Raw genomic sequence first — 13,695 nt, 5'->3', positions numbered from 1 at the left:
TTTACTCATCATTTGAGTATTTGTCAAATGAGTATCTGTCAAAGCAGCAGATCGGCTGTGTATGCAACAAAGCATGTTTATCGGATCAATTTTATAACTTCACAAGCGTATACTAGGATCGTTACGCTTGTTTTGCTAAGGCCATCAACGACTTTAATTGCTGAACTTCTAGTGGAGTGGCATGTTGTAACGGTTTTCTTGGTTCACCTACAGAAAAACCTAATTCATTTAAACCTGCTTTGACTGTTTTCGGTAGGCCGCCTTGTACAATAAAGCGCAACAAAGGCAATTGACGATAAAACAAGGCTTTGGCGTGGTCTAAATCACCATCTTTGACTGCCTGATATAATTGACTTGGTAGCTGACCGAGTAGATTTGGCGCCACAGTACACCAACCACTTGCACCTGCACAAAATGCTTCAAGCGCCAAAGGATTACAGCCATTATAAAAGGGCAACTGTCCTTGAGATAATTCATGAAATTTATGCATGCGCTGAATATCACCTGTACTGTCTTTAACCATGCAAATATTCTCAATTTCTTGAAACATTTTCACGATCAATTCTGGTGACATATCTACGCCACTGGTTGCAGGGTTGTTATAGACCATGATCGGCAGTTTGGTGGAGGCAGCAATTTGCTGATAATAATCATAGATTTCTTGATCATTGAGTTTCCAGTAAGACACTGGAATCACCATAATTAGATCAGCGCCAAGCTCCTCGGCTTTTTGGGCTTTTTGAATCGCCATCGCCGTTGTGAGTTCAGAAATTCCCAACATGACCGGGACACGTTGATTAACGACTTCGATACTTTTTTGTGCGACTTGTTGCCATTCTTGCCAAGATAAATAAGCACTTTCACCAGCACTGCCCAATGGCACAATCGCATTACATTGTTGTTCTAGCAGAGCATTTAATGTGATGGTCAGCGCATCAACATCGACAGCTTGTGTGTCTGGGTGAAATGGTGTGATTGGGTATGCAATAATGCCTTCTAATTTCATTTTCATTACTCCTCGATACAGTCCGCATGATTTTTTAAAGCTTTACGCGCATAGTAGGCAAAATTGACATTATTACGCTTGTTGGTAGAGACCCAGTCATGAGCTTCTTTTGCCAGTTCATGTGGGATCGGTTGAATTTGTCCAGCAGCCATTGCCAAAAGCTGAAGGCGGGCAGCGCGTTCAATTAAAATGGCTAAGTTGCAAGCCTCTTCAATGGTTTTACCTGCCACCAACTGACCATGATGTGACAGCAGTACAGCGCGGTTTTTACCTAAGGCTTCTGAAATAAAAATACCTTCTTCATTGCCGACGGGGACTCCCGGCCATTCTTCCACAAAAGAACAGTCTTCATATAAAGCGCAGGTATCCATTTGTGCGATCGCTAAGGGCACACGGAGCATCGACAACGCTGCAATATGTGTTGGATGGGTATGGATAATGCAATTCACTTCAGGATGTTGTTTATAAATCCATGTATGAAAGCGATTTGCAGGATTTGCCATGCCTTGTTGATCAAGTGGCTTTAGATCTTCATCAACTTCCAATAAGTTTTGCGCGGTAATTTCATCAAAGCCGAGACCAAAACGCTGGGTGATAAAGCTATTGCCTTGCGTGGTACGACAAGTGATTTGTCCAGCTAAGCCAGCATCATGGCCGTGGTCAAATAAAATACGGCAGGTTAATGCCAACTTTTGTCGATCTGTGTAGTTTGAATCTTGAATAAATTGCTGCATATTTTGCTGCGCATTTTGCATCAATTGTTGTTTATCGAGTTGTGCCGTTTGCATAAATAAAACCTCTCGCTGAGTTGATTTTCACATCGCCTAAGTACAGAATAAAAATTCTGTGGATGGATTAAAATATCCAGTTTCTAAAACTTATATGGGCCAGAGAGTTATGCGTCAGCCTTGGAAAATTCGGCTACATTTAGAAGATCGTGAAGAAAAGACCCTTTTTTTAAAGTTGGCAAATCAGATTATTCAAGAGATTTTATCTGGCAGAATTACTCAGGCAACACGCTTGCCAGGTTCACGTACACTGTCGGATGAACTCGGGATTAACCGAAAAACTGTACAATCGGTATATGAAGATTTGGAGGCACAGGGTTGGCTGGTTTCAAAAGCCCGGCAAGGCACCTTTGTCTCTGAGAATTTACCTGACTTAAAAGCGCAGTCATCGCCTACACCCGAACAGGTGGATATCACAGCAGTTTTGCCAACTCAGATGCTGATCAAAAATGATGGTGTGCCTGACAATCGGCTGATCCCGTATGAATTGTTTTCACGGGCTTATCGGCATGCATTGATTCAAGTAACACGTCATCAAACCATGGGATATGGAGATCCGCAGGGAAGTTTAGAACTTCGTCAAGCCTTATTAAAGATGTTGTCTATGGAGCGTTTTATACAGACCTCTATGGAAAATATTTGTGTGGTTCGTGGCAGTCAAATGGGGATTTTTCTAGCTGCGCGGGTTCTGGCTCAACATCAGTCTCAGCGTCATATTATTGTGGTAGAGCAATGGGCTTATCCACCTGCAGTGGAAACATTCCTGTCTAATCATTATCAAATTATTCGCGTGCGTTTGGATAAGCATGGTCTAGATACCGATCATTTAACTGAAATTTTGTCCAGCCATGCAGTTGCTGCGGTATACACCACACCTCATCATCAATATCCAACGACAGTGACGATGTCTATGGATCGAAGATTAAAGCTGTTAGAGCTGTCTAAAGCCTTTGATTTTTATATTATTGAAGATGATTATGACCATGAATTTCATTATGACAGTCGACCTATTCCGCCGTTAATCAGCTTACCGGCAGCAGACAAAGTGATTCATATCGGCTCTTTGTCTAAAGTGTTTGCGCCCAGTTTAAGAATTGGTTATGTGGTGACCAATGTGCAAATTATTCAGGCGATGAAACAAGACATTTTGCTGATCGATAAACAGGGCAATGCGATTACTGAATTGGCAATGGCTGAACTGATGCAGCAGGGTGAAATTAAGCGGCATATCCGTAAAATGCGTAAGATTTATCAGCAACGTAGAGATTTTGCTGTGAGGGCTTTTCAGCAAACTTTTGAGAACTGGGTTGAAATAGCCCCACCTGCAGGCGGCATGGCGTTGTGGGTAAAGTTTAAATTGCCTTTTCAACAGCAGTTTTTAACGGTTTTAAAGCAATTACATATTGATTCTGAATATGATTTTGGTTCGGAATGGCATCATTCTGATCACAGTTTCTATATTCGTTTTGGTTTTGCAGCCCTGACCGAATTGGAAATCCGTCAAACTGTTGAAAAGTTGTATCAGGTTTTTGTGAGCTGATGATGCTCAATATACTTAGAAAGTATTTTGAATCTTGTTGAACTGACTTTAGAAGGGTTTAAGCAAAAACCAGAAGCATTGTGTTTCTGGTTTTTTATGGATTAATTTAACGCCATACGATATTCAATGACCCCTGGTTTTTCAGCAATCCAGTCATAGAGTTTTTGTGCAGTTTGATTGCTTTGTTGCGTGTGCCAATACAAGCGCGCGCAGGGTTGAACAATCGCTTGCTGTTGTACATATTCAATCAGGCGCTTGCCTACATGTTGACCTCTTGCCTGTGGAGAAACATATAAGTCTTCAAGATAGCAAAAGTTGGCCTCGGCCCATGTCGAGCGATGGATAACATAATGTACAAAGCCCAGAACATGCTCAGCTTGTTTAGCAACAGCACAATATATCGGTTCTTGATCATCAAAAAAACGTTGCCAAGTGGTTTGTGTAACAGTATTGGATAAAGCCACTTGGTAAAAGTCTTGATAAGCCAGCCAATACTCCACCCATTGTTTATAGTCTTGTTGTGCAACAGGCACAATTTGAACCACTAAATTTTCCACAGATATTCTCCAGTCATCGGGAAAGAAAGAGGAGAAATGAGTTTAAGTGTGATTGTGGTATTGAAATAAGATACACTTTGAGTATTTTTAACAGTACCAGTTTTACTTATGGCGACAGCAGCATCGGCTTATTTCCCTCATTTGATCTTGCCTAAAGGGGTGATTAAAGAGGGTTTATATAGTGTTTTACGTGATGCAATTTTAGATGGCCGACTGGCTTCTGGAACCAAACTGCCCTCTAGTCGTGTCTTGGCGGAAATGATGTCGATTTCTAGAAATTCAGTCTTGGCTGCAATGGATCGTTTACTGGATGAAGGCTATGTTGTGACCAAGCCAAGCTCTGGTACATATGTCGCTGAGCTGATTCCTGACCAATTAATTTCTATACCAGAGATAGCGACAAAATCTGCATCTGACATCTGTCACAAGCTAAATATTAATCCGCATATCGCAAATTTATTACCTGCTTGGCAGAAACAAAATGTATCTGGGCAGGGTGAAAAAATATTTCATGTCGGCGTTGGCTGTACCGATTTATTTCCCCATTCGCTTTGGGGGAAATTATTGGGGCGTGCTTGGCGGCAGTCTCATCAGCAATTGGGTCAGTTTCATGATTGTCGTGGCTATTTGCCTTTACGTCAGGCTATTTGTGATTATGTTCGTTCTACGCGGGGGCTAAAATGCGATGTACAACAAATTTTGATTGTAAATGGTACCCAACAAGCGATTCACCTTGCAGCTTATGCATTATTACAACCTTTGGATCAGATCTGTTTAGATGAGCCTGGCTATGATGCCGCTTTAAATATTTTTCGGAGTTTTGGCATTCAAGTTCATCCTGTATCAAGTGATCACGAAGGGATGAAAATTGCTGAGATTATTCAGCATTATTCCGAAAGTAAATTCATCTATACCGCACCCTCTCATCAGTTCCCTTTAGGTGGAACACTCAGTTTAAGTCGACGATTGGCCCTATTGGAATGGGCAGCCAGTCAGCAAAAATGGATTTTTGAAGATGATTATAACAGTGAGTTTAGATATGGAACGCACCCAATTCAAGCCTTACAGGGCTTAGACCAACAGCAAAGAGTGATGTATTCGGGTACTTTTTCTAAAATGATGTTCCCTGAGTTTCGGCTTGGATTTATGGTGGTTCCAGAATCGCTGATAGAAACATTGAGTCTGGCAAAATATTATACCGATACGCGGAGTGCTTATTTAGAACAAGCGGCTTTGGCTTTGTTTATCAAAGAGGGGCATTATGCACGCCATGTCCGTAAAGTGCGTAAAGCTTGCCAAGAACGTCAACAGGCATTAATTGCTGCGATTCAACAGTTTCTTGCAGATGTATTGACTGTTCAGCCAACCGACTCAGGGATTCATGTGATTTGTTGGCTAAAAGCTCCATGGACTGAGCAAAGCTTTATTGATCAGTGTCTTGCTATTAATCTGGCTGTTCAGCCTTTATCTCGCTACTGTCAACAGCCTTATGAAAAAGCAGCAGTATTGTTTGGCTATGCAGCGCATACTCCAGATGAGATTAGCATGAATATTCAGAAGCTGGCGCAACAGATCAAGCACACCTAATACGGCTTCCTTTTTCATCTTCTATATTTCTTTATTTCCTATATAAATCGCTAGCTGGTCTAGCTGTATAAGCACTGATGATAATTGTTGTACATCTGTTTATGTAATGTTATAACATAACAATAAATTACAATCCGGAATTCATGATGCGTCACCATACTTTAGCAATCGCTATTTCTTTACCGGTCTTTCCTGCATATGCGATTGAAAATAAACAGCTGACTGTACTTCCTGTGATTCGAGTCAATGCTGAAAATGATCCATTTATCAGTCAAAGTATCGTTGTAGAAAATAGAAATGCAGACAATAAAACTTTAGGTGATGCTTTAAAGCATCTTTCTGGAGTACAAAGTAGTGCTTTTGGTCCCAACTCAGGTGCGCCTGTAATTCGCAGTTTGAGTGGAAATCGGGTGCAGATTTTGGAAAATGGTCAGTCTATTTACGGGATGAATAGTATCAGTGGCAATATTAATATCCCTTTTGATCCTTTATTCACTCAATCTGTTACTGTCAATAAATCTTCAGACAGTGTGCGTTATGGTGGTAATGCCATTGGCGGAAGTGTGAATATTGATTCTGGTCTAATCGATACAGCGATGCCGAATAAAAGTTCTCAATTAGAGCTTGTAGCGAAAAAGGGCTGGAATGATTTTGATGCCAAAGGTTTTAAACTCAATCTCAATAACCAAAGCAACTTTTCTACCAATGTATTGTTTTCTAGCCAAGATATGTCAGCTTATAAAATTCCGGGAGAGGGTAAAGCGAGTGTATGTAATAGTGGCGTATTTCCAGCGACGGGTGGGGTAAATACAGCATTGGCAGATGCTTGCCAAAAAGAAGCACGCATTCAAAAAAATTATAATACGGCATCACAGCCTTATATTGACCAATTTATGACGGAAAATCCCGATTGGGCAGATGGTTCATTTTCCTTCTATACAGATAAACCTACCTCAGTTTGGAGTGGAAAAACCTATACCAATCCAGTAAACCCTAAATATGTGCCCAATACCCAGCAATATACTGAAAACAAAATTAATAAAGATGTCACACCCAACTATAAAAATAAGCTGGGCAATAGCTATTTAGACAATCAACACTTTGCGATTGGAAGCACTTATTTTCTCAACAATGGACGTATTGGGCTCAGTGCTGATTCAAAAAAAAGTGAATATGGGGTACCCGGATTTTCTCTTGAAAATAAATCTTTTCAATCTACTAGTGACAGCATACCAGTCGGGGTGAAAACAGATCAGCGAAGATATGCCTTAGACAGCGAGTTTAATTTTAGTCCGTTGTTATTGAAACAAATACAATTTGATGTGAGTAAGAGCGTTAATACATCAGGAGAATATTTAGGATCAAAAATGGCCAATAACTATAAATTTGATACCCAACAGGCTGAATTATTACTGAAGCATAGACCTGTTGAATTTTGGAATGGTTTTATTGGCTTTAATCAGATTGATCGTAAAGTGGAAGGGCATGGAAATTTACGTTATTTACCGAATATCAATACGCAAACACAAGCCGTGTTTATCAAGGAAAAATTAGACTTTGATTGGCTAGAACTCGATGCTGGTTATCGTAACGAAAAGGTTGAACATAAAATTCAAAAAAGTGATTTTGTGCCATCCAGAAACTCACCGAATACAAAACTCACCGATACGAAATTTAATCTTGAAAGCTATAGTTTCGGTTCATACCTAAAATATAATGATCTATTGGGTTTAAAGCTGCGATATTCAGTGTCAGATAGAGCGCCTGAAATTAATGAACTTTATGCCAGTCATCCACATTATTCAATTATGTTACAAGAAGAAGGCAACCAAAAACTCAAAGAAGAAAGGTCCAAAAATCTTGAGTTAACAGGTCTGTTCAATTATAAAAATTTTAATTTTGAAGCGACTGTATATAAGATGAAATATGACAAGTATTTGTATTTGACCCATTCAGCGGCACAAATGCGTAATCGCTTGCCGCTTAAATATTGGACCCAGACAGATGCTGAAATTACTGGATTTGAAATTGATTTAAAACAAAAGTTTAAACTCAATCAGTATGGCAATCTTTTGATCTCTGCTTTTGCTGACTTGGTGAAAAATAAAAACCTTAATCCAAACAAAACCAGTTTGGCAAATGATGGAAATTACTTACCCAATATGCCAACGAACCGTTATGGGCTAAATCTTGAATGGAATAAGAATGATTGGTCAGCACGCTTATCCAATATTTACTATGATCAAGCTCAGTATTTAGGCAAAAATGTGTCTAAAGAAATTCCATTGCCGTCTTATAACTTGTTGGATCTACAAATTCAGAAACACTTCAAATTACAAAATGCCAATTTTGATGTTTTTCTCAATGGGTCTAATTTGTTAAATGAAGATGCACGACCACAGAACTCGCCATTAAAATACATTGCACCACTTCCTGGGCGTGGGGTACAGCTGGGTATAAGTATGAAAATTTAATCGCTTAACTTTTGTTGACTAAGTCTTATATGCTGGATCTTAACTTAAGATTTATTATCGGGGTCAATAAGTTGCTGTTGTCGAGAAGACTTCAAGCAACTTGTTGGCCCCTTTTATTTTGATACATTGAGAATGAAAAATTGATGTCAACAGACCCTAAAATTAATTTAAAAAATAGCTGTTAAAAATAGTCTATTCGATTTAATCATTACAGTTTGATTTATTGCAGCATCAATTTTTTAACATGCAATGGCTGCTTCACGTTCAAAAATAGATTCAACACTTTCAAATGCCAAATGACAAGCATGGTTTTGATATTGTCGAGCATAACTGTTTACTGCACTTTCAAGCACTTGTAAAAAATCATTATAATTCTGTTCAAAGTCTAATAAGTCGAGTAAGTCTGATTTTTTGCTGTTATGGCAGTTATATTTTTGAATAAAATCAAGCATTAATTTTTGAATAGGGGCATGGGTAAAATAAATTAAATAAGTTGCTGCCGAACCACAATGCAAACAACCTTGTTTTAGATAAATTTCTTCACTGTTTAACCAGCAGCATTGTAAGGTAAAAAATGCTCGAATCGCTTCAGTCGCTAAAGTAGGCTGTTCCAAAGTGTTCACCAATTTTTCAGATAATGAAATTGATAATCATTATCAATTAAATTTTGCAAAAAGTCTATGTGATAATCGGTAAATTTTTTAAGTGTTGCTGTGAAATAACGGTACAAATTGATGTTTTGTATATTGTTCGCTTCTATATTTTAAAGGTTTTATATTTGCGTGTATTTGCCTTGTTTGGAAAAAATCATGGAGGTTATTTTGGTGCCGATTCAGTGTCTACATTGTGGTGGATTGCGCTTATTATGAGCATGCTTCAGCTATCGTTTAAGAGACGGATCAAACAGCCCAGTCAACGATGATGGTGCTGTTTGATCCAATAGATGTTGTCATCGAAGCGTGGTGTTAAATGACAGCTTTAAATTTATTGGCTGCCCAAACGATGTCCTGATTTAAAACCATTTTTATGCGCAAAAAATACAATAGATAACCCCAATAATGATAATGCGATGATACAAACAAAAAATGAGTCTATGCCTACATTTTGTAGCAGGATGCCACCTAAAATACCGCCCCCTGCAACCGCAAGATTAAACACCGTCACCAGCATGGATTGGGCAATATCTACATTTTCACTTGCGATATCTGCCAACGCAGTTTGTAGTAGGGTTGGTGCACCACCAAAAGTCATTCCCCAAAGTACGATACCTAGCATCACAAGCCAGATGTGATGACTGCTCAAGCCCATGAAAAGAGCAGCGATGGCAAAGCCTGTTAAACTGATCAGGGTTAATTTGCGTAATGATCTATCGATCCAAATCCCTGTAATCCAAATGCCGAGTATTGAAGAAAGACCAAAAATAAGAAGAATAAGATCAATATGCTCACCCAGCTGTACAGCAGACAAATAAGGTGAAATAAAGGTATAAAGTATGTTATGTGCCAAAATCCAAACAAAAATAACCGCCAAAATTGCGCCTATACCAGGGTGTACCAAGACGTTGAGAATGGATTGTTGTTTGCTTGCTGGTTGTCCTGCCAAATGAGGAAGGCTTATTTTTATCCAGATGATCAGGATTAAAGCAAGTCCTGAAATCATCCAGAAAACCCCACGCCAGCCAAACAGATTGCCCAACCCAATAGCTAAAGGCACACCCAGACATAATGCGATGGGTTGACCCACTCCAACGATTGCCATCGCTCTGCCTTGTAGATGGGCAGGAACCAGACTTCGAGCATAACCTGCTAAGATACCCCAGATAATTCCAGCAGACATTCCTGCAATAAATCGTGATATCAGGATGATGATATAGCTGGAAGATAGTGCTGTTAGACTATTGAAGACAAACAAGCCTGTGATTGCCAATAACAATAAAGGTTTTCTTGACCAACTCCGTGTTGCAGCAACCACAGGGATCGCTGCAATGACCGATCCTAGGGCATAAACTGAAATCATTTGTCCTGCTAAAGCTTCAGACACCTCTAAGTCATGACTGATCAATGCCAATAAGCCCGCTGGTATGATTTCCGTCATAATGGTAATAAAACCTGCAACCGTAAATGCCAATAATTTCCAAATTGGTAAGCTGGGTGTAGATCGGTTCTGCTCTGATCTGCTGTTGAACTGATTCATGCGCTAAACCTCTGTGTATGATTGACAGAAAGGTCATCTCGTTTAAGGAATATAGGCATCCCAAAATTTTCAAGATTAATATTCATTGTTTACTCCATGTTGTATTTATATTGGAATGATCGTTCCATTTTAAGGTAAATAAAACCCTCAGCATTGCAAACTACCCAGTCGGCTAAGGGGGAGAAACTAAAAATTAATACAAGGTATTTAGTGCGACTTCAGCAACATTCTCTAGATATTGCTGACGATTTTCTGCGCTACAGCCTTTGCTCAAAACGCGAATGCCTTGAATGGTATTCACGAAAAAAAGTGCTAAGGCTTGTGGAGAACTGTGTAGGGTGATTTCACCAGATTGCTTTCCTCTGATCATGAGCTGTTCCAGTGCGAGCTGTAATCGTTCAAAGTTGTACGTGACAGATTCTGCAGTCTTTTGATCGTGTCCTGCTAACTCCAAACAGGCATTGGCCATTAGGCAACCGCGATGTTGCGGATCATTTAATTCATCTTCAATGATACGAGATAGTAATTGTTGGATGATACTTTTGACTGATCCATCACTGGATAATAAATCAATATTTGATTTACTGATCAGGCGTTGATAGCGAGATAAGGCCTGTTGGTAGAGTTGCTCTTTATTTTTAAAGGAACTATATAAACTGCTGCGTGAGAGTCCAGTTTCTTCAACCAAATCTTGAATGGATGTCGCTGCAAATCCTTTACGCCAGAAAACTTGCATAACCGCATTTTCAACTTCTTCAGGATCAAACTCTTTCGTACGCATAATGTTAATTTATACTGGAACAATCGTTCCTAATACTTTATACAAACAATCAATGGCTGTCTAATGAAAATTCAACAGTATAGGGAGATTTGAGTTTGCTTTATTGAATCGGTCCAAAATAAAAGTAAAAAACCACGCTCATGGAGGGCATGGTTTTTGGTTGATCTATAACAGGTTACTGAATATCTAAACTTTAGCTTAAAAATTTTTAGTGAGTGAAAAAGTGAGGGTGGAATCAATTGGATTTGAAACTTTGGCATTAGGATTGCCATTGCTGTATTTTTGATAATATCCGTCTTTGTCCCATGCTTTGCTATAACTTAAACTGGAAGAAAAGCCATAAGGCAGCGCTTTGTTAATGGCAACACTGGCATCTTGAAAGCTTGCGGCAGAAAAGTTTTTTATACGTTGATTGCCATAATGCATATTCACCGACCAGCCTTGAGCGATGGGTTGTAACCAATTCACATCTAAATAGCCTGAACCACGAGAGTGCTTATTGGAACCGATTGCTAAAGTGTCAGAATTATTGCCAAAATAATCTTGAGTATAGGTAATTGCATATTTAACACTCAGCGGACCATAGCTGATTTCTGGAATAATTTCACCATAATCAAAACGGGTATGACCTGTTTCAGCAGTGGTTTTTGCCCCAGGATAGTAGTAATAAGCGACTTTAGTACCCAGATTTAACTGACCGAAACTACGGCTATAACCAGTATAGACATCCCATTCAACATTGGCATCACGGATGAAGTCATCACTCACAGTAGAAGCCCAAGTTCCTACATAAAAACCATTTGGGTGAGCATAATCAAATCCGCCTTGTACAGCAGGGTTGCCCCAGGTCTGTTGAAAACCACGTGAGATATATTGGCTGGCCACTGTCAAATTTGCACTATATGGAGACGGCGTTTCTACACCAGATTCATTGGCATGTAGGGTTTGAAAAAATAAACTCAAAGGGATGGTCAATAATAATTTTTTTCTCATTTTATTCGTCCTTGAAAGATGCGACACACTCAGTCAAAACTGAGGTGTCGCTAAAATACGAATACTTTTACACGATCGGACGTAAAGGCGCTTTGCGCACAGGTGCTGTGCCAGCTTTGTAATAACCCGCTTCAGAACGTGGCAATTTTTTGCCACGAATTTGATCTGCGATTTTTTCAGCGATCATAATCGTTGTGGCATTTAAATTTCCAGTAATGATCAGCGGCATAATCGAAGCATCAACAACGCGCAAGCCTTGTAGACCATGTACACGACCTTGACCGTCAACCACTGCCATTTCGTCTTCACCCATCTTGCAACTACATGAAGGATGGTAAGCAGTTTCAGCATGGTTGCGCACGAAATCATCCAGTTCAGCATCAGTTTGCACCTGTTTTCCAGGACTGATTTCATCGCCACGATATGCATCTAATGCAGGCTGTTGCATGATTTCACGGGTGATACGAATGGCATCACGGAATTCACGCCAGTCTTGCTCAGTCGACATATAGTTGAACAGAATACTTGGATGCTCAAAAGGATCTTTAGATTTCAGCTTAATTCGACCACGAGCTGGTGAGCGCATAGAACCAACATGCGCTTGGAAGCCATGTTCTTTCACGGCATTACTGCCGTTATAGTTAATCGCAACGGGTAAGAAGTGATATTGAATATTCGGCCAGTCAAATTCATCTGAGCTGCGGATAAATCCGCCTGCTTCAAACTGGTTGCTTGCGCCAATACCAGTCCCATTAAATAACCATTCAGCACCAATTGCAGGCTGGTTAAACCATTTTAAAGCGGGGTAGAGTGAAACAGGTTGCTTACATTTGTATTGTAAGTACATTTCCAAATGGTCTTGTAAGTTTTCACCGACACCTGGTAAATCATGTACAACATCGATGTCCATTGATTTAAGGAAGCTACTTTCACCAACACCCGAACGTTGTAAAATTTGTGGTGATGCGATAGCACCCGCACAAAGCAAGACCTCACGGTTTGCACGTGCTTGGGTGAGATTGCTTTTATCCGCACCGATGATATATTCCACACCAATCGCTTGTTTTTGATTAAATAAAATTTTATTGGTGGTGGCATGGGTCACGATCGTTAAATTAGGACGACCTTTTGCCATGTCTAAATAACCACGCGCAGTACTAGAGCGACGGCCTTTTGGTGTCACGGTACGATCCATTGGACCGAAACCTTCTTGTTGATAACCATTTAAGTCATCTGTGCGTGGATAGCCTGCTTGTACGCCTGCTTCAACCATGGCATGGAACAAAACATTGTTGCCATTTTTAGGGGTTGCCACAGATACAGGGCCATTGGCGCCGTGGTAGTCATTGCCACCAATATCACGGGTTTCAGCTTTTTTATAATATGGTAAGCAGTCTGCATAGCTCCAGTCTTCTAGCCCTTTCAGCGTCGACCAGTTATCTAAGTCCATTGCATTACCACGGATATAACACATCCCGTTAATCAATGATGAACCACCTAAACCTTTACCGCGGCCGCATTCCATACGGCGATTATTCATATGTGGTTCAGGGTCTGTGAGATATGCCCAGTTGTAACGGCGCCCTTGTAGTGGGTAAGCCAATGCTGCTGGCATTTGAGTACGGAAATCTAAACGGTAGTCTGGGCCACCTGCTTCCAAGAGTAAAACAGTAACGTCTTTGTCTTCAGTTAAACGTGTTGCGAGCACATTTCCGGCAGATCCTGCGCCGATGATAATGTAGTCATATGCTTGAGTAGTCATAATTATCCTTTTTG

The 13,695-nt window shown here is 40.1% G+C and carries 11 protein-coding genes; 3 read left to right on the top strand and 8 right to left on the bottom strand.

Annotation, left to right across the window (positions count from 1 at the left end; translation table 11 throughout):
* Positions 1–121: 121 nt before the first annotated feature.
* Together MTO68_RS17945 and MTO68_RS17940 are read right to left on the bottom strand one after the other, a co-directional pair.
* The gene (locus MTO68_RS17945) at positions 122–1,006 is read right to left on the bottom strand and encodes a dihydrodipicolinate synthase family protein (protein WP_034615826.1); all 885 of its coding nucleotides are present in this window, start codon (positions 1,004–1,006) and stop codon (positions 122–124) included.
* 5 nt (positions 1,007–1,011) lie between these two features.
* Entirely contained in the window at positions 1,012–1,794 is a 783-nt protein-coding gene (locus MTO68_RS17940) for an aldolase (protein WP_004717605.1), read from the bottom strand.
* 109 nt (positions 1,795–1,903) lie between these two features.
* Between MTO68_RS17940 and MTO68_RS17935 the strand changes: the two genes are divergently transcribed.
* Positions 1,904–3,334 (top strand): PLP-dependent aminotransferase family protein, encoded by a 1,431-nt coding sequence (locus tag MTO68_RS17935; protein WP_244013732.1) that lies wholly within the window; start codon positions 1,904–1,906, stop codon positions 3,332–3,334.
* Between the two features lie 101 nt (positions 3,335–3,435).
* Here the strand turns inward: MTO68_RS17935 and MTO68_RS17930 are convergent, their stop codons facing one another.
* Positions 3,436–3,891, bottom strand: coding sequence for a GNAT family N-acetyltransferase (locus MTO68_RS17930; protein ID WP_004823442.1), 456 nt, complete (start codon positions 3,889–3,891; stop codon positions 3,436–3,438).
* Between the two features lie 108 nt (positions 3,892–3,999).
* On the opposite strand from MTO68_RS17930, the gene MTO68_RS17925 reads away from it, so the two are divergent.
* Positions 4,000–5,478: a PLP-dependent aminotransferase family protein gene (locus tag MTO68_RS17925; protein WP_244013730.1), complete on the top strand. Its 1,479-nt coding sequence runs from the start codon at positions 4,000–4,002 to the stop codon at positions 5,476–5,478.
* A 146-nt stretch (positions 5,479–5,624) separates the two neighbouring features.
* Positions 5,625–7,952, top strand: a complete 2,328-nt coding sequence (locus MTO68_RS17920; RefSeq protein WP_244013728.1) for a TonB-dependent receptor — start codon at positions 5,625–5,627, stop codon at positions 7,950–7,952.
* 239 nt (positions 7,953–8,191) lie between these two features.
* Here the strand turns inward: MTO68_RS17920 and MTO68_RS17915 are convergent, their stop codons facing one another.
* The 5 genes from MTO68_RS17915 to betA all read right to left on the bottom strand — a co-directional run bounded on the left by MTO68_RS17915 (position 8,192) and on the right by betA (position 13,681).
* Positions 8,192–8,575: a hypothetical protein gene (locus MTO68_RS17915; protein ID WP_244013726.1), complete on the bottom strand. Its 384-nt coding sequence runs from the start codon at positions 8,573–8,575 to the stop codon at positions 8,192–8,194.
* Between the two features lie 361 nt (positions 8,576–8,936).
* Positions 8,937–10,145 (bottom strand): MFS transporter, encoded by a 1,209-nt coding sequence (locus MTO68_RS17910; protein ID WP_244013724.1) that lies wholly within the window; start codon positions 10,143–10,145, stop codon positions 8,937–8,939.
* A 193-nt stretch (positions 10,146–10,338) separates the two neighbouring features.
* Positions 10,339–10,926, bottom strand: a complete 588-nt coding sequence (locus MTO68_RS17905) for a TetR/AcrR family transcriptional regulator (RefSeq protein ID WP_004823436.1) — start codon at positions 10,924–10,926, stop codon at positions 10,339–10,341.
* Between the two features lie 198 nt (positions 10,927–11,124).
* Positions 11,125–11,919, bottom strand: a complete 795-nt coding sequence (locus MTO68_RS17900) for a TorF family putative porin (RefSeq protein ID WP_244013722.1) — start codon at positions 11,917–11,919, stop codon at positions 11,125–11,127.
* A gap of 67 nt (positions 11,920–11,986) precedes the next feature.
* Positions 11,987–13,681, bottom strand: coding sequence for a choline dehydrogenase (gene betA, locus MTO68_RS17895; RefSeq protein WP_244013720.1), 1,695 nt, complete (start codon positions 13,679–13,681; stop codon positions 11,987–11,989).
* Positions 13,682–13,695: the final 14 nt, after the last annotated feature.

The sequence above is a fragment of the Acinetobacter sp. NyZ410 genome (genome assembly GCF_022828975.1).
Lineage (GTDB): Bacteria > Pseudomonadota > Gammaproteobacteria > Pseudomonadales > Moraxellaceae > Acinetobacter > Acinetobacter guillouiae.
The sequence above is the reverse complement of the archived record's forward strand: the minus strand, read 5'-3'. Positions and strand labels throughout refer to the sequence as shown.